This is a genomic window from Shewanella sp. SR44-3 (genome assembly GCF_014163735.1).
Taxonomy (GTDB): domain Bacteria; phylum Pseudomonadota; class Gammaproteobacteria; order Enterobacterales; family Shewanellaceae; genus Shewanella.
In genome coordinates this window covers 25,500-42,326 of the sequence record NZ_JACJDV010000009.1, presented here as the reverse complement: position 1 = coordinate 42,326, position 16,827 = coordinate 25,500, and the positions used below count along the sequence as shown (strand labels likewise).

Here is a 16,827-nt window from a genome sequence, read left to right as displayed (position 1 = left end):
ACTGTATAAAAAACCAGTGTATACTGTTTATCAATACAGTGTTTGTACATTTATCGAACGGGATTTGACTATGCTTTGCCAACTCAGCATTAATAATTTTGCCATTGTACGTTTTCTTGAATTAGATTTCAGAGCCGGTATGACCAGCATCACAGGTGAAACCGGTGCTGGTAAGTCTATTGCCATCGACGCCTTAGGCCTATGCCTTGGTAACCGAGGCGATGCCAATAGTGTACGTCCAGGCTCAAGCAAAGCCGAGATCAGTGCCCGTTTCAGCTTAGATGATGTGCCGCTTGCCAAGCGCTGGCTCGAGGATAACGATCTTGAACTCGATAATGAATGTATCTTACGCCGTACCCTAAATAGCGATGGCCGCACCCGCGCCTATATTAACGGCAATCCTGTCCCCGTCGCTCAGCTTAAACATATAGGTCAGTTGCTCATTGGCATTCACGGCCAACATGCACACCATGCCATGCTAAAAAGTGAGCACCAGCTTACCCTATTAGACAGTTACGCTAATCATAAGCTCTTGCTCGATGCTGTCAGCAGCAGCTATCAAAGAAGCAAACAAATTGAAAGCGAGCTTAAGCAACTGCAACTAAGTCAGCAAGAGCGCATTGCCCGTAAGCAATTACTGCAATACCAAGTCGAAGAACTGGATGAATTTGGTCTAAAGCCGGAAGAATTTGAAGAAATTGAGCAAGAACACAAGCGCCTCGCCAATGGCAGTGAATTAATTGAAAGCTGCCAAGCGGGTCTGTCATTATTGTGTGAAGATGACGAAGCCAATATCGAGAGCTTGCTCAATAAAGCCGTATCCTTGGCAGAGACCTTAGCAGGCTTAGATCCAAAGCTTGCTAATGTGGCTGTAATGCTTAATGAAGCCTTGATCCAAGTACAAGAAAGTGCCAGTGAATTTGAAGATTACTTAAGTCATTTAGAGCTTGATCCTGAATACTTTGCTCAGCTTGAGCAGCGTCTTTCTAAGGCCATGCAGTTGGCAAGAAAGCATCATGTCAGTGCCGATATGCTTGCGATTCATCATCAGCAACTGTCCCAAGAGCTGGCTGACATTGACGGTGATGAAACCAAGCTTAATGAAATAGCAGCCCAACTAGAAACCACTAAGCAAGCCTACTTAACTCATGCCCAGAAACTCAATCAGAGCCGCAGCCGCTATGCCAAGGAGCTCGATAAACTGGTGACTCGCTCCATTCATGAGTTGAACATGCCTAAAGGGAAATTCACCATAGCGGTAAATTTTGATGCGCAAATGCTTAGCAGCAATGGCTGTGATCACGTAGAGTTTTTAGTCAGCACTAACCCAGGACAAGAGTTACAGCCTTTGGCAAAAGTCGCCTCTGGGGGCGAACTGTCACGTATTGGGTTGGGCATACAAGTCATTACCGCCAAGAAAGTCGCCACCCCAACGCTCATTTTCGATGAGGTTGACGTAGGGATTTCGGGGCCCACTGCGGCCGTAGTTGGCCGTATGCTTAGAAGTTTAGGGGACTCAACTCAAGTCTTGTGCGTGACTCACTTGCCACAAGTGGCAGGCAATGGTCATCAGCACATGTTTGTGAATAAATTTAATAAAGCCGGCAGCACTGAAACCACAATGCAAGCCTTGAATAATGAACAAAGAGTACAAGAACTAGCGCGTCTACTGGGTGGCGATGTGATCACAGAAAATACCTTAGCTAACGCCAGGGAGCTTATGCAGTCAGCGTAAATATTGATACGCTCACTGACACAAAATAGCCGCTCTATGAGCGGCTATTTTTATGTTTGAATATTGATTATCTGCAATCCTGTTAGCCTAGCCAGAAGATAATGAGCTGTAAGCTCAAGAAGGCAAATACACCGGCCAGCACATCATCGATCATTATGCCAAAGCCGCCATGAATTTTGGCATCGAGCCAGCGGATCGGCCAAGGTTTAACAATATCGAAGAAACGAAATAAGCCAAAACCTATGGCTAGCCAGATAACGCCTTGTGGCGCGGCAATCATGGTAATCAATAACCCAGCGACTTCATCCCAGACGATAGCACCGTGATCGTGCACCCCCATGTCTTTGGCCGCTTTTCCGCAAATATAGATGCCAACAACGCAGCAAAATACCGTGATGGCCAGATACCAAGGTAGGCTAAGTTGTGCCAGCAATAGATACAGAGGTACGGCGGCAAGGGTGCCAAAGGTACCAGGCGCTTTGGCTGCCAGTCCGCTGCCAAAACCCAAAGCAAGAAAGTGCACCGGGTTAGCAAGGGATAACTTGGCGACATTACTGTCTTGGGTGAGAAACTTCATTAAAAATGCTCGAAACCGCTGAAATTAGGTATGAAAGCTTGGCCATCGAGGAGCAATTTAAGTTCACGCCCTGCTGAGATTTGACCAATTTTGCTGAACTTAACCCCAGCATGCAAAAGTGCAGTATCCAGTGCGCCACGCTGCGCTTCAGGCACAGTAAATAGCAACTCGTAATCTTCACCACCAGTGAGGCCGTAACTTAAAGCATCATCCTGGCTAACGCTATCTTTCATCGCCTCAGAAAGTGGAATACTGCCGACATCGATGATGGCCCCCACTTGTGAAGCCTTAAGAATATGGCCAAGATCGGACATCAGTCCATCGGATAAGTCGATGGCACTACTTGCCAATGAGCGCAATGACTGGCCCGCCAGTACTCTAGGTGTGGGGCGATAATGGCGACCAATTAAGTAGTCTTTATTGTCAGCATTCACTTGCACCTTACCGGCTAAAAGATTCAAACCTAAGGCTGAGTCCCCTAAGGTGCCAGTAACATAAATCCAATCGCCCACTTTTGCGCCGCAGCGCTTGAGCGCGGTGTCATTAGGCACTAAACCATGGATAGTGATATTGATACTTAACGGTCCGCGGGTGGTGTCACCCCCAATCAAATTCACGCCGTAGTAATCCGCAGCTTCAAACAAGCCTTCGCTAAAGCCTTGCAGCCAAGTTTGATTAACTTCAGGCAAGGTTAAGGCAAGAGTCATCCACGCAGGTTCGGCGCCCATGGCGGCTAAGTCAGATAAATTAACCGCTAAGGATTTATAACCTAGCTCTCTTGCTGGCATATCGGCATAGAAATGCACACCTTCGACTAAGGTGTCGCAGGAGATTGCGAGGGTTTTATTTTCGGGGACTTGAACTAAGGCGCAATCATCACCTATGCCCAGCTTCACGTCACGACGTTGCTGGTTTTGGCGATGAAAATAGTGCTCGATGAGTTGGAATTCTTTCACTTTACCGTCTGGTGCGGAGCTCTCCGCCCACCTTCTACAAATTGAGTATGGGGTGAAAATGAAAAACGGCATCCTAAGATACCGTTTTACTTATAGTTTAACGTCTAACTAGTTTATCTAGGAGTCCGTTAACAAACTTATGGCTATCATCAGCGCCAAAAGCTTTTGCAAGCTCAATCGCTTCATTGATGGCCACTTTGTACGGTACATCTTTACGGAAGGTTAACTCGTAAGCCGCCAAACGTACAATAGCCTTCTCCACTGGAGAGACATCTTCAAATTTACGGTCTAGATGTGGCCTAAGCAAGTCATCAATTTGTTCATGTTTAGAGGCAACACCGGCCAATAATTCACGAAAATAAGCGACATCCACGCCATCAATATTTTGCTCTGTGATAAATTCATGTTCAACGTCAGCAACATTGTTTTTGCTTAATTGCCATGAATAAATAGCCTGCACAGCTAAACGGCGTGCCTTGCGGCGCTCAGAAGGTTTCATTACTTTTCCTACTATGACAGCTGTTGTTCTAATTGTTGCAGCACGTTAACCATTTCGAGTAACCCTAGAGCCGCTTCGCCGCCCTTGTTACCCGCTTTAGTACCTGAGCGCTCAATAGCTTGCTCTATGGTATCTGTAGTTAACACGCCAAATGACACAGGCAAATCAAACTCAAGTGCAACTTGAGCTAGGCCTTTGTTACATTCACCGGCAACAAAATCAAAATGAGGAGTACCACCACGGATCACTGCACCAAGTGCAATAATGCCGTCAAACTTACCGCTAGCCGCAACGCGACGAGCCGCAAGGGGTAATTCGACTGCGCCTGGTACTCGTACCACTGTGATATTCTCATCAGCAACTTGACCAAAACGCTTTAGGGTATCAATCGCCCCGTCGAGTAAGCTTTCAACTAAAAAACTGTTGAAACGCGACACAACGATGGCCACTTTGGCATTTTTCGCTTCGATATTACCTTGAACTATGTTCATTATCTTACCTAACTTTAGCTAAAGCACCCCGCTCGGGGCGAAAAGAGGCGCTATGATATCACAGCAAAACGCCCCGAGCGCTATGCAATTAATGAGAATTGTTAAATTTTGCCTAGAGTAAATTATTCAGAAATATAATCAGTCACTTCTAAACCAAAACCTGACAATGAATGATAACGCTTAGGCGAACTTAATAGGCGCATTTTACTCACCCCTAAGCTTGCCAAAATTTGCGAACCCACGCCCACCCGGCGAGAAGTTCCCTGCCATTTAGCTGATGCTGGCGCTTGGCCATTGTCTTCGGCTTCAAAGGCTTTCACTTTCGCCAGCATGTCACTTGAATGTTCACGATTACCCAGTAGCACTAGTACCCCGCCTTCTGCAGCGATACGCTCCATGGCATTTTCTAATGGCCAGCTGCGTTTTTGGTCTCGTTCTGAATGCAATAAATCGTTAAAGGTATTTTGTAAATGCACTCGAACTAATGGGTTGCCAGTAAGTTCACCTTTCACCAAAGCATAATGCAATTGATTGTCGATAGTGTCTCTGAAAGTCACCATCTTGAACTCACCGAAACGAGTCGGCAGTTTACATTCGGCTTCACGTACTACGCTGGTTTCTTTAGTGTTGCGATATTCGATAAGGTCTGCAATCGTGCCTATCTTAATGCCGTGTTTTTCACTGAAGATTTCAAGGTCAGGACAACGGGCCATGGTGCCATCTTCATTTAAAATTTCAACGATAACCCCAGATGGCTCAAGACCTGCAAGGCGAGCCAAATCACAACCGGCTTCCGTGTGGCCTGCGCGAATTAACACCCCGCCATCTTGAGCCATTAATGGGAATATGTGCCCGGGCTGAACTAAATCAGCGGCTTTGGCATCTTTGGCTACCGCAGCTTTTACCGTCACAGCACGATCGTGGGCCGAAATCCCCGTAGTCACACCAGTAGCCGCTTCGATAGAAACTGTAAAATTAGTGGAAAACTGGGCGTTATTGTTGGTCACCATTAAAGGAAGGTTCAACTGCTGACAACGCGCCTTAGTCATGGTCTGGCAAATAAGGCCACGGCCATAGGTCGCCATAAAATTGATGGCTTCAGGCGTCACTAAGTCAGCTGCCATGATGAGATCACCTTCATTCTCGCGGTCTTCATCATCCATCAAAATAACCATTTTACCCTGACGGATATCTTCGATGATTTCTTCTATGCTATGTAGCGCCATTGTGAGACCTTCTATCAAGTTGAAGTGTTAAAATTAGTCATGCATTAATTCAAGCTGTTATACGTTACCCTATCACTATTTCATAAATCCTGAGCGCGCCAGTAGCTCCATGGTCACGCCGCCTTTGGCCGAGGGTTCATTCGCGCCCATTAAGCGTTCAAGGTAGCGGGCAATAAGATCTACCTCAAGGTTCACCTGGTCACCAACATTTAAGTCAAGCAAAGTAGTCTCGCCAGCCGTGTGCGGCACGATAGTCAGCCTGAAACTGTCGCCATCAACCTCGTTAACCGTAAGGCTCACGCCATCTATGGTCACTGAACCTTTATGGGCAATATAGCGGGCAAGCTCACTGGGGGCTTTTAGCCAAAACTCGATGGCCTTGCCACGAGCTTGACGCTGCATCACCTCTGCCATGCCATCCACATGACCGCTGACCATGTGACCGCCTAAACGAGTGGTGGCGGTAAGCGCCTTTTCAAGGTTCACTTTCTGGCCCACTTTATAGCGGGCAAAACCAGTTAATGCCACAGTTTCACCAGACACATCTGCCATATAGCCCTGCTTTAAGCACTGAACTACCGTTAAGCACACACCATTGGTGGCTATGCTGTCGCCGAGTTTTACATCGCTTAAGTCAAGTTTGCCGCTATCCACAGTGAGGCGAATATCCTGACCATGGCGCTCAACCTTAGTTAACGTCCCTAAGGCTTCGATTATTCCTGTAAACATGTTTGGCTCACTTATCTTAGATTCTGTTATCTATCATGACGCTATTTTCACGACAACGCTTGGCAAGTCTAAACGCGTTATTCTATTCCAAGTCTAAAAATATAGCGTCTATCTTCACCCAATTGGCGACTGTCTTGTAGCTGCAAGCTTGGAATATCATCCATGGCCTGAAAATCTGGCAATGTCACTAAATTACGCCCTTGGCTGCCTAATAGCTTCATCGCTTGGTATAGGTATAATTCATCCCCAAGCCCAAGCTCGAGCACCTTACCCGCTAAGGTGGCGCCGGCTTCAATTAATACCTGATTACAGGTTTTTCCTAAATGCTCAAGTAAGCTTAATAGCGGTACCCTGCCATCGGTATCAGCCGTTAACACTAGGCATTGTACATGGGCAGGAAACTGCACTTTAATATCCGCAGGATAGTCTTGGGTGCTGACCAAAAGAATAGGGCTAATGATGCTAAAAAGTGACTTATCTGTGGTAAGCCTCGCTTTACTGTCGAGGATCACCCTTACTGGCTGGTGAAGCTCTGTAATATCAAGCTCATCTTTAAGACTGCCAAGGTTTTGATAGCGCACATTAAGCCTTGGGTCATCGGCTAATACGGTTTCTATGCCAGTGATTAGCGCGCAACTTCTGGCGCGCAGTTTTTGCACATCTCGTCGCGCCGCATCGCCGGTTATCCATTTAGACACCCCATTTGAAAGCGCGGTTTTACCGTCAAGACTTGCGGCAAGTTTTACCGTTACCCAAGGCAAGCCGGTGCGCATACGCTTCATAAAGCCTAAATTTAACTCAAGAGCCTGGGCTTCCAATAAACCGACTTCAACCTCGATGCCTGCTGCGCGCAGCATAGCAATGCCTTTACCGGCAACCTGTGGATTGGGATCTGTGATGGCGACCACCACTTTGCTTACACCACTTTCAACTAAGGCTTGGGCGCAAGGCGGGGTGCGACCAAAATGACTGCAAGGCTCTAAGGTCACGTAGGCGGTAGCGCCTAGTGCGGATAAATTAGCGGATTTAAGGGCCGCAAGGGCATTAACTTCAGCATGTCCAAAGCCTGCTTTTTGATGGTAACCTTCGGCTAACTTGACGCCATCTTTAACAATCACGCAGCCCACACAGGGATTGGGGCGAGTGGTATAACGGCCTCGTTCTGCCAATTGGATGGCACGGCTCATCATTTCAATGTCAAATTTTGACCAGCTTGGCATGGTTAACACCTAATGGTTGATTTGGGCTTAAAGTGGCTAAAAAGCTTGGGATTCACACCTAAATATGGGCAAAATCGCCGATTTCAAGGCTGCTATTTTTCAAGCTTAGCTATGGCTTCACCAAACTGAGAAACATCTTCAAAGGCCCGATAAACTGAAGCAAACCGAATATAAGCCACTTTGTCTAAGTGCATCAGCTGCTCCATCATCAAGTTGCCTATCATCTCTGAATTCACTTCACGCTCGCCAGTTGCCCGCAAGGTAGATTTGATTTTAGATAAAGCTTGTTCGAGCTGATCCATAGACACTGGACGCTTTTCGACAGCGCGCAGCATACCGCCTCTGAGTTTATCTTCATCGAAAGGTTGGCGAGTATCGTCACGCTTTATCACTCTAGGCATCACAAGCTCAGCACCTTCAAAAGTGGTGAAACGCTCATGGCACAAGGTGCACTCTCGGCGGCGACGAACTTGATGACCATCGGCCACCAGCCTTGAATCTATGACTTTGGTATCTGTGGCACTACAAAATGGACAATGCATTGGGGGCTCCCGCAAAAAACAAAATGGCCGCAAGACTTAAGTTTTGCGGCCATTGAAGTCTATCCTATTTGGGCGTTAAGGTTAACTGAAACCTATCAAATTGCCCTTAGAATTAAGCGTATACAGGATATTTAGCACACAGGGCAAGTACCTGAGCTTTAACGCTCTGGATAACTTTAGTGTTGTGCGCATCATCAAGCACATCACAGATCCAGCCAGCAAGTAGCTTAGCTTCGGCTTCTTTAAAACCGCGGCGTGTAATAGCAGGTGTGCCTAAGCGAACACCTGAAGTCACAAACGGAGAGCGAGGATCGTTAGGCACTGAGTTTTTATTCACAGTAATGTTAGCGCTGCCTAAGGCGGCGTCGGCTTCTTTGCCGGTAAGCTCACGGCCGATTAAATCAACCAACATCAGGTGGTTATCTGTGCCGCCAGAAACGATTTTATAATCGCGCTTAAGGAACACTTCAACCATGGCTTTAGCGTTTTTCACCACTTGCTGTTGATACACTTTAAATTCTGGCTCTAATGCTTCCTTAAAGGCAACCGCTTTACCCGCGATAACGTGCATCAATGGGCCGCCCTGTCCACCTGGGAACACGGCTGAATTCAGCTTTTTGTACAAGTCTTCGTCGTCTGCTGCCGATAAAATAATACCGCCACGAGGGCCAGCTAATGTCTTATGGGTTGTCGATGTCACCACATGGGCATGAGGCACAGGGTTTGGATACACGCCAGCAGCAATCAAACCTGCAACGTGAGCCATGTCGACAAATAAATACGCGCCAATTTTATCGGCGATTTCACGCATTTTGGCCCAATCGACAACGCCTGAAAACGCTGAGAAGCCGCCAATCATCATCTTAGGCTTATGCTCAACGGCTAAGCGCTCCATCTCAACGTAATCTATCTTGCCCGCTTCATCGATACCGTAAGGAATGATGTTGTACAGCTTGCCAGAAAAGTTAACCGGTGAACCGTGAGTTAAATGACCACCATGAGCCAAATTCATCCCAAGCACGGTATCGCCAGGTTGTAGTAGCGCCATGTACACAGCGCTGTTGGCTTGCGATCCTGAATGAGGCTGTACGTTGGCATAAGTTGCGCCAAACAATTCTTTAGCACGTTCGATGGCCAAAGTCTCGACTACGTCGACGTATTCACAACCGCCATAATAACGCTTGCCTGGGTAACCTTCTGCATACTTATTGGTAAGCTGTGAACCTTGAGCTTCCATCACGCGAGGGCTGGTGTAGTTTTCTGATGCAATTAACTCTATGTGCTCTTCTTGACGACGGGTTTCATCTTCAATGGCTTGAAATAGTTGTGGATCATAATCCGCGATATTCATAGCTTTGTTTAGCATTGGTCACTCCAACTGCAAGTTTTTATTATAAGGTTGCGCGGTATTCTACTCTGCAAAGCGCAACAATCCCAGCCGAAAGGTGATGAAACTTTGTCTCATAAGCCGTTAACTCTGTTCATAATAACTGAAGATAAAAATAAACTTATCAGTCAAAGGCTAACCTAAGACTTGCCTTCAAAATCTGAAGGCAGTCTTAATTTAAGCACTAAAAAACAACGATTAACATCTATAACCTCTCACGTTTAGAAGCCATAACTAAATCCGAGCATGCCACGTACACCATAATACTCCACTTGCAATGGACGACTTTTATCCCCTTGAAAGTATTGCAGCGGTTCATCGGTTAAATTATTCACTTCTAAATACACCTGCGCCCTTGGGGATACAGTGTAAGTCGCGGAAAAATCGACACTGGTGTAAGCGCCATAATAACTGTCAAAAGCGGCACTTTTACCATGAGATTCTATGTAATCTCCCTTATGATTTAAGGCAATGCGAGCTGAAAACTCATTATTATCAAAATATAACGAGACATTATAAAGCTGCTCAGCTTGACGAGGGATGCGGCTAGTGTCATCGCGTTTAGGCAGACTCATGGATGAATCCATCCAAGTATAATTGGCCATAGCGCCAAAATTAGCTAAAGATTCATGAACAAAGCTAAAGCTGTGATTAAGCGTCAACTCTGCGCCCCATAAACTGGCATCATCACCATTTTGAGGTTGATTAATGTTAATGCCAGACTTGCCTTTATAGTCACCGATTATGGTGTCCATAAATATAGGATCTTGAATTTTCTTATAAAAAAGCCCTGCAGAAACCACACCAACCTCTTCAAAAAAGTGCTCATAGAGTAGGTCTACATTATCCGAATAGGTAGGTTCTAATTGAGGGTTACCACTGGTTAGCTCATTATCAGCCTCAGAATAGCTTGCCCCTGGCGACAAGGCACCAAAATCTGGGCGACTAAAACTGCGGGTCAAGGCTAAACGCCAATTGCTTAATTCATCAGGAGAATATTTCAGGTGCAAAGCTGGCAAAACAGACAAGTAATCTTTAGTTTCCTTTGCTTCAACTAAGCGCTTTTCATCGACAATATAATTATAACCACTGACCTTAGTCCGCGTTTGCGTCAACCTAAGACCAGTCAACAGAAACCACTGTTCATTAATGTCCCAACTTGCCATGCCATAGGCCGATATATGCTGCTCGGCAACATCAAAGTTACGTCCAAGGCCGCCACCATTGGAAAGCATTTCTGATTCATCTTGATCCAATATGAAGTTATTTTTATTTTGCTGCCAAAAAGCTGCCAAGGCGTTGGTGTCCGCCACCTGTGAAAATTGCCCTTGATAGTTAACCCCTGAATCAGCAAGGTAATCCTTTCTCCCAGGCTGATCTGACAGTGTAAAATCGGCCAATACTGGCACTGACCCTTTAGTTTCATCCCAGCGATAAAACTCATCAGCAAAGTCAGCATCACGCTCTTTATCTCGGTACTTAAGCCCAAATTTAAGTCGCAGCGAGTCGTTTAAATCATGTTTAAGGTTTATTTGAGCCACTATGTTATCGCGCTCAGTTACTGCCACCTTATATAGCTCAACCCAAGACAACTTCATCGACCCAGGATCCATATTGAAATCCCGGTCTAAATGGGTTGACGGCCAGCTGCCATCATCTTTGCCGCCATCGATAATATTATAGGCATTATTCCCTTGACCTCGATCTTCTAGCCCTTGATAAGCAACATTTTTTTGATCAAAACGCACCACGAAATAACTGGCATCATCAGCAGATGGAACATTGCCATAGTGAAAATCATTCACATAATTTGCCAGCTGCCAATCAAGGCTTGAGGCATCACCAATAAAGTGCTCGCCGCCTAATTCAAAGCCGGTCATTTCAGTAATTAATTCATTGCGAATGTGCTGCAATTCAATGCGAGACTTATCAAAACGGTACCTGTGTTTATAGTGCAATTCATCATCACGTAAAGAGCCATACATGCCAGACACATACAATTTACCGTCATCAAGCTCATATTGGGCTGCACCACTGAGCCCATAAGTTTCGCGGGTTCCGGTATAATCCCTAAGCTCTAAGCGATAAATCCCGGCATCGCTGTCGCGCCTTGGCTCGTAGTTATCTGTGGCCCAATCTCTTTTCCACAGGTTGGCATTAATAATAAAACCTAACTTGCCATCCTCAGTGCGATCCCCATAAAGTGCATTGGCAGAATAATCCACTCCATCGTCAAATTGTTGATGTTGACCCACGGCAGCATTAAACTTAAATGTCTGCTTAGTGGCCGCTTTACGGGTTATAAAGTTAACATTCCCCCCGATGGCATCGCCCTCTTGATCCGGTGTTAACGCCTTAGTGACTTCAACAAACTCAATCATGTCAGAGGGAAAAAAATCAAACGCCGTGGCTCGGCTTACGGTTTCTTCTTCTGCGGTTGGAATGCGATTTCCATTTAAAGTGGCGCTGTTCCACTGGGCGGGTAACCCGCGCACCGCAACAAAACGGCCTTCTCCTTGATCTCGCTCAATGGATACCCCAGGGATCCGCTGCACAGCCTCTGCGGCATTTCTATCAGGTAACTTGCCTATCTCATTCGCTGAAATAACATTAATCATAGTGTTACTGTTTTTTTGGCTGTTTAAGGCCAGCATTTCCCCGCGCTGAATTGCCCCTCTAACTTGAAGCACTTCCATTTTTTGATGCTGGGGCCGTAAGTTAATTTCACCCAGTTGCAATAGCCCTTGGGAATTAACGTTAATCTCTTTTATTTGTGGTTCAAACCCAAGATAAGTCACTCTTAAGCGGTAGGCGCCTGGCGCTAATTGAGTCAGGGAAAATCTGCCCTTAAAATCGCTAGTCGCAACTATATCGCTGCCTTCTATGGCCACCTTAGCCCCAGGCAAAGGTGAATGTTCGTCAGTGATAGTGCCCATCACTTGGCTTGTTTGCGCACTTACCATGACAGATGGTGCCAACAAAGCAGGCACAAGCCAGAGAAAATGATTCATTTCAAGTTATCCTCAGATTAAGTCAACTGGTCTAGTCCAGAAGCGTTAAATCCTAGAAGCTTTAATTGACAAATTAATGACATTTTTGTGATAACCACGAGCATTCTCTGCTAGCAGCTAGCAGCTAGCAGCTAGCAGCTAGCAAAACAGCATGGCTATTATTTCCCAAAAAAGGTGACCGAGATGAATTCATCAAACTGCAATAATACTGGACTAGACCAGTGATAAAGTAATGAGGAATCTTGATTAACGACCCATGGAAGACAAATGAAACAAGAACGTAATTACTTACTATTAACCCCCGGACCACTGACGACCACAGACACAGTCAAAGCCACTATGCTCAAAGACTGGTGCACCTGGGACAAGGATTACAACACAGGTGTTGTTGAAGATATCCGCAGCCGCTTAGTGTCACTAGCAACAGCCAGCAAAGGCTATAGCGCTGTGCTCATGCAAGGCAGTGGCACCGCCAGTGTAGAGGCCGTAATAGGCAGTGCGTTAGGTAAAAAAGATAAGCTACTTGTGATTAACAATGGCGCTTATGGGGCACGCATGAAGCAAATCGCCCAGGTATTAGGGGTGGCGCTAACAAGCCTTGATTACCCTGAGACGAGTGTTCCTGCAGCTGATGATATTGCAGCCATATTAAGCCGTGATCCCAGCATTACCCATGTCGCCTTAGTGCACTGCGAAACCACAACTGGCATGCTTAACCCCATTAACGCCATAGCAAAACGAGTAAAACAGCATAATAAATGCCTTATTGTCGATGCCATGAGCAGTTTTGGTGGCATTGAAATGGATATCGGCGAACTTGGCATTGATTTTTTAATCAGCTCAGCCAATAAATGCATACAAGGCGTGCCTGGTTTTGGCTTTATTATTGCCAAACGCTCATCCCTTGAAGCCTGTAAAGACCAAGCAAGATCCCTAAGCCTTGATCTCTACGCCCAATGGCACATGATGGAGACTCAGCAGGGAAAATGGCGTTTTACTTCCCCCACCCACGTGGTGCGTGCTTTCCAGCAAGCTCTCAATGAATTAGATGCTGAAGGCGGTGTCGCTGCGCGTGCCCTGCGTTACCAAGAAAACCAGCGCCGCTTAGTCGAAGGGATGGCAAACCTAGGCTTTAGTGCCTTACTTGCACGGGAATGGCAATCACCTATTATCAGCTCTTTCCATGCACCCACGGAAAAAAGCTATAAATTTGAAGACTTTTACGCTGCATTAAAACAACAAGGCTATGTGATTTATCCGGGGAAAGTGTCAAAAGCAGACTGCTTTCGCATCGGCAACATAGGTGATATTCATCCACAAGATATCGATTTGCTGCTTAAAGCCATAAATAATGCCCAGCAGCTGTGGCGTTAACTCATCATCTAAGGCCGTTAAGCTAAGGCAGTTAATCTAAAGTAAAAAGCCACAAAATAGCCCAGACAATATCTGGGCTATTTTGACTTTTATTAATGGCTATTGACTGTCATCTGTATGGCACTGTGAAGCCAGTACTCGACATTAATATCCACAAGTGCATTAGTTTGATCAAAGCGGCGGCGAATAATCTTCAAACATGCGGCGCCATTATTGGTTTCTAACGCTTGGCTATATTCATCAGGTAAAGTGGTGACCCAAATCGTGCTGGTTTCTGATGCCACTATAATGCCGTAATCTTTTGCCATAATGTCAGTGATGGAGCCATTCAAATCCTGCTGGTTAATATTGGGAAATTTGTCACTGGAGAAATGAATTTCTTCCAGCATCACAGGCCTACCATCAAGAAAGCGTTTACGCACTAACTGAGTAAGCTCAAGCTCGCCAAATTCAGTCAACCAGTTCTTATCTAAGTACTGAGCTTGCTGTAATGGGCCTAACAATAACACCTGAGTTTCTGGACTAAAGCCTTGTTGCTGGGCTAATGCGTAGAAATTAACCTTAGCGCTTGGATCCCAAATTAGCCTTTTGGGGCACACAAACCAGCCCTTGCGCTGACGACGATAAATAATACCTTCAGCCTCTAAGCGCAATAATGCATCACGAACCGTGATCCTTGTTGATACAAACAGGCTAACCAAATCTCGCTCTGAAGGTAACTTTGCACCAACATTAAACTCGCCGCGGCTAATTAACGCTTGTAAATGCTTAGCAATTCTTTGATATAACAACATTAACTCGAGCCACTCCTGCTAATATAATGCCGATTGATTATGTCTAAGGCTCAAGACAGATACAAGCTCCATCCTCACGCCCCTTTCATTTAAGCTTTACCAGCGCTAGCAGCAAAACCTCCCAGCCAAGCTTGCCATGGCAGTGCCCTGCGGCCTGCATCTTCTCGCTCTTCCCCACCACGGATCCCTTGACGCACTAAATTAGCGCCAATAAAGCGTATCGGCTCCGAGGGAAAGCGTCCTAAATGGCCATTAACCAAAACCGATGCAGCAAGCCCACTGCGCTTACCTGTGACTAAAGCGGCAAGAATTTCTCCGCCAAGGTAACTTGCCACGACACCATTTCCTGAATAACCACTGCCATAAAATACCCCAGGGCTATGGGTTAACTCGCCAAAAAATGGCATACCGCTGACGGAGCGATCTGAAGCCCCAGTCCAGCTCCTTTCTATCTCCATTTGTTGATCGCCAAATAACCACTTAAGCTTGTTTGCCAATTGCCCTTCATAGGCACTGGCTGCATCAAAAAATGGCCTGACTTTATTGCCCCAAGAAAAACGATTGCCCCCCTTGCCAAGCATTAAACGGCCATCTGCTGTTGTCCGGTAATAATGCACAAAAGTGCGCATATCGATAACCGCTGCGCCATGGTTTAGCCCCAAACGCTGTAACGCATCAGGCATAGGTTTAGTGATCACCATATCAGAAGAAACTAACACTATGTTGCGGGTAAATTCAGGTACCAGTTCGGGCAACCACGCATTGGTAGCAAGCACGACTTTAGGCGCGATTGCGCAGCCGTGAACGGTAATAATACGTTTAAATTTAGCCTTGAGTTGCATCTGTGTCACCGCTGACTGCTCATACAGTTGAACTCCTATTTTTAACGCCAACCTTTTAAGCCCCAGCACAAGTTTCCCTGGGTGAACACTGCCCGCATTAGGATTAAAATGCCCTTCACTGTGGACTTTTGAGCCCGTGGCCGCTAACAATTTTTTCAAATCAACATTTTGCCAATGATTAATACCATGGGCAGTAAGGCATGCAGCAATCTTAGCCATTGCCCCTTGCTGAGCAATATTTGTCGCCGTGTAATAACAACCATCAAGACGCAGTTCAGCCTCTATGCCATGAGCTTGGCAAAACTGCGCCATATTGCCGACGCCAGACTCAGAGGCCGCCACTAACGCTATGGCTTCATCGACCCCATAATCCCGTATTAATGCCATAAATTTAGCCGACCAGGTCAGCATGGCGCCGCCGTTACGACCAGATGCACCAGCTCCGCAGCGGTCGCGCTCGATCAAAATGATCTTAAGCTCAGGCGTTGCCTGCTTAAGCATGATGGCAGTCCACAAGCCAGTGAAGCCCCCACCAACAATAACCACATCCCCATGCACCTCACCCACTAAAGGCGGGGTACATAGATCTTGCTGTTGACGACAAGCCTCATCGAACCAAAATGACTGGTAACTCAAGGGCGCTCACCTCTGGCGACGCGAGCATTAATCTCAAGTAGCACTTCTGGGATATCGCCTAATGAGTCCACCACATAATGAGCCCCTGCATCAAGTAGCTCAGCACGGCCATGGATTAACAATGCACCTTGCTGCTCAGGAGTTTGCTCTTGCCACTGAGCTTGCGTCATCCCCACTGCATTGCCGGTTTTGACAATGCCAATAGTCCACATGCCTGCATTTAATCCCTCAGCAATACCAGGGGCAGCATCATCGACTTTAACGCAGCGCCACACAGCATTAACCCCAAGCTGAATGACATTCTCCAATGCCATCCAAGGGCCTGGGCGCGAGCCTGGCGCCAGCTCATCACTGGCAACCACAGCATCAGGTTTATAACCTAGCGCCGCAGAGGCATCCACTAAAATATCCATCACCTCTTTGGGGTAGCCCGAGCAACTGCCGATTTTAAGCCCCTGTTCACGCATCCATGCTATTGCCACTAGCGCGCCATCTATAGGAGCGGCGTACTCAGCGACCTTAGCTTTTTGCAATGGCATAAATGTTTGATAAATAAAATCAACATCATGGGTTTGCATCGACTGACCAAAACGCTCTTGCCAGCGAGCATCAAGACTAGGTAAGGCCCCTAGCGCTTTAATGTGATCCCACTTGCCCATGCCCATCGGCACCCTAGCCTCAGCTAAGGACACATTAAAATCATAAGCCCGAGCAAAAGCCTCAACAAAAATACTGGTTGGCGCTACTGAGCCATAATCAACAACCGTTCCGGCCCAGTCTAAAATAACAGCTTGCAGATGTTTCATAA

Annotated in this window: 15 protein-coding genes; 2 read left to right on the top strand and 13 right to left on the bottom strand. The window is 46.4% G+C overall.

Annotated features, from left to right (window positions below; all coding sequences use genetic code 11):
- Positions 1-70 precede the first annotated feature (70 nt).
- Positions 71-1,735, top strand: coding sequence for a DNA repair protein RecN (gene recN, locus H5073_RS07190; RefSeq protein ID WP_182678389.1), 1,665 nt, complete (start codon positions 71-73; stop codon positions 1,733-1,735).
- An 82-nt stretch (positions 1,736-1,817) separates the two neighbouring features.
- On the opposite strand, the gene H5073_RS07185 is transcribed toward recN, so the two are convergent.
- From H5073_RS07185 to H5073_RS07140, 10 genes are all read right to left on the bottom strand, one after another.
- Positions 1,818-2,312: a phosphatidylglycerophosphatase A gene (locus H5073_RS07185; RefSeq protein ID WP_182678387.1), complete on the bottom strand. Its 495-nt coding sequence runs from the start codon at positions 2,310-2,312 to the stop codon at positions 1,818-1,820.
- Positions 2,312-3,268 carry a thiamine-phosphate kinase gene (gene thiL, locus H5073_RS07180; protein WP_182678385.1) on the bottom strand — a complete coding sequence of 319 codons (957 nt, stop codon included), beginning with the start codon at positions 3,266-3,268 and terminating at the stop codon, positions 2,312-2,314. Before thiL ends, H5073_RS07185 begins: the two co-directional genes overlap by 1 nt.
- A 97-nt stretch (positions 3,269-3,365) precedes the next feature.
- Complete coding sequence (gene nusB, locus H5073_RS07175; RefSeq protein ID WP_182678383.1) at positions 3,366-3,767, bottom strand: transcription antitermination factor NusB; 402 nt, start codon at positions 3,765-3,767, stop codon at positions 3,366-3,368.
- Between the two features lie 11 nt (positions 3,768-3,778).
- The gene (gene ribE, locus H5073_RS07170; RefSeq protein ID WP_182678381.1) at positions 3,779-4,258 is read right to left on the bottom strand and encodes a 6,7-dimethyl-8-ribityllumazine synthase; all 480 of its coding nucleotides are present in this window, start codon (positions 4,256-4,258) and stop codon (positions 3,779-3,781) included.
- Positions 4,259-4,380: 122 nt separating this feature from the next.
- Positions 4,381-5,484, bottom strand: coding sequence for a bifunctional 3,4-dihydroxy-2-butanone-4-phosphate synthase/GTP cyclohydrolase II (gene ribBA / locus H5073_RS07165; RefSeq protein WP_182678379.1), 1,104 nt, complete (start codon positions 5,482-5,484; stop codon positions 4,381-4,383).
- A 75-nt stretch (positions 5,485-5,559) separates the two neighbouring features.
- Positions 5,560-6,213, bottom strand: a complete 654-nt coding sequence (locus H5073_RS07160; RefSeq protein WP_182678377.1) for a riboflavin synthase — start codon at positions 6,211-6,213, stop codon at positions 5,560-5,562.
- A 77-nt stretch (positions 6,214-6,290) separates the two neighbouring features.
- Positions 6,291-7,433 carry a bifunctional diaminohydroxyphosphoribosylaminopyrimidine deaminase/5-amino-6-(5-phosphoribosylamino)uracil reductase RibD gene (gene ribD / locus H5073_RS07155; RefSeq protein WP_182678375.1) on the bottom strand — a complete coding sequence of 381 codons (1,143 nt, stop codon included), beginning with the start codon at positions 7,431-7,433 and terminating at the stop codon, positions 6,291-6,293.
- A 92-nt stretch (positions 7,434-7,525) separates the two neighbouring features.
- Positions 7,526-7,975, bottom strand: a complete 450-nt coding sequence (gene nrdR, locus H5073_RS07150; protein WP_182678373.1) for a transcriptional regulator NrdR — start codon at positions 7,973-7,975, stop codon at positions 7,526-7,528.
- Between the two features lie 112 nt (positions 7,976-8,087).
- A complete protein-coding gene (gene glyA, locus H5073_RS07145; RefSeq protein ID WP_182678371.1) occupies positions 8,088-9,341 on the bottom strand; it encodes a serine hydroxymethyltransferase in 1,254 nt (417 codons plus the stop codon).
- Positions 9,342-9,583: 242 nt separating this feature from the next.
- Entirely contained in the window at positions 9,584-12,373 is a 2,790-nt protein-coding gene (locus tag H5073_RS07140; protein ID WP_182678369.1) for a TonB-dependent receptor, read from the bottom strand.
- A 267-nt stretch (positions 12,374-12,640) separates the two neighbouring features.
- Between H5073_RS07140 and phnW the strand changes: the two genes are divergently transcribed.
- Positions 12,641-13,747 carry a 2-aminoethylphosphonate--pyruvate transaminase gene (phnW, locus tag H5073_RS07135; protein WP_182678367.1) on the top strand — a complete coding sequence of 369 codons (1,107 nt, stop codon included), beginning with the start codon at positions 12,641-12,643 and terminating at the stop codon, positions 13,745-13,747.
- 92 nt (positions 13,748-13,839) lie between these two features.
- On the opposite strand, the gene H5073_RS07130 is transcribed toward phnW, so the two are convergent.
- The 3 genes from H5073_RS07130 to phnX all read right to left on the bottom strand — a co-directional run bounded on the left by H5073_RS07130 (position 13,840) and on the right by phnX (position 16,825).
- Positions 13,840-14,541, bottom strand: a complete 702-nt coding sequence (locus tag H5073_RS07130; protein ID WP_182678365.1) for a UTRA domain-containing protein — start codon at positions 14,539-14,541, stop codon at positions 13,840-13,842.
- An 89-nt stretch (positions 14,542-14,630) separates the two neighbouring features.
- Complete coding sequence (locus H5073_RS07125) at positions 14,631-16,019, bottom strand: FAD-dependent oxidoreductase (protein WP_182678364.1); 1,389 nt, start codon at positions 16,017-16,019, stop codon at positions 14,631-14,633.
- Positions 16,016-16,825 (bottom strand): phosphonoacetaldehyde hydrolase, encoded by an 810-nt coding sequence (gene phnX / locus H5073_RS07120; RefSeq protein ID WP_182678362.1) that lies wholly within the window; start codon positions 16,823-16,825, stop codon positions 16,016-16,018. The genes H5073_RS07125 and phnX overlap by 4 nt, the downstream gene beginning before the upstream one ends.
- Between the last annotated feature and the right edge of the window lie 2 nt (positions 16,826-16,827).

What these genes read in the sequence shown, in the direction of transcription:
- recN (WP_182678389.1), top strand. Translation starts at nt 71, where the DNA reads ATGCTTTGCCAACTCAGCATTAATAATTTTGCCATTGTACGTTTTCTT.
- ribD (WP_182678375.1), bottom strand. Translation starts at nt 7,433, where the DNA reads ATGCCAAGCTGGTCAAAATTTGACATTGAAATGATGAGCCGTGCCATC.
- ribBA (WP_182678379.1), bottom strand. Translation starts at nt 5,484, where the DNA reads ATGGCGCTACATAGCATAGAAGAAATCATCGAAGATATCCGTCAGGGT.
- H5073_RS07160 (WP_182678377.1), bottom strand. Translation starts at nt 6,213, where the DNA reads ATGTTTACAGGAATAATCGAAGCCTTAGGGACGTTAACTAAGGTTGAG.
- phnX (WP_182678362.1), bottom strand. Translation starts at nt 16,825, where the DNA reads ATGAAACATCTGCAAGCTGTTATTTTAGACTGGGCCGGAACGGTTGTT.
- nusB (WP_182678383.1), bottom strand. Translation starts at nt 3,767, where the DNA reads ATGAAACCTTCTGAGCGCCGCAAGGCACGCCGTTTAGCTGTGCAGGCT.
- H5073_RS07185 (WP_182678387.1), bottom strand. Translation starts at nt 2,312, where the DNA reads ATGAAGTTTCTCACCCAAGACAGTAATGTCGCCAAGTTATCCCTTGCT.
- nrdR (WP_182678373.1), bottom strand. Translation starts at nt 7,975, where the DNA reads ATGCATTGTCCATTTTGTAGTGCCACAGATACCAAAGTCATAGATTCA.
- phnW (WP_182678367.1), top strand. Translation starts at nt 12,641, where the DNA reads ATGAAACAAGAACGTAATTACTTACTATTAACCCCCGGACCACTGACG.
- H5073_RS07130 (WP_182678365.1), bottom strand. Translation starts at nt 14,541, where the DNA reads ATGTTGTTATATCAAAGAATTGCTAAGCATTTACAAGCGTTAATTAGC.
- glyA (WP_182678371.1), bottom strand. Translation starts at nt 9,341, where the DNA reads ATGCTAAACAAAGCTATGAATATCGCGGATTATGATCCACAACTATTT.
- H5073_RS07140 (WP_182678369.1), bottom strand. Translation starts at nt 12,373, where the DNA reads ATGAATCATTTTCTCTGGCTTGTGCCTGCTTTGTTGGCACCATCTGTC.
- ribE (WP_182678381.1), bottom strand. Translation starts at nt 4,258, where the DNA reads ATGAACATAGTTCAAGGTAATATCGAAGCGAAAAATGCCAAAGTGGCC.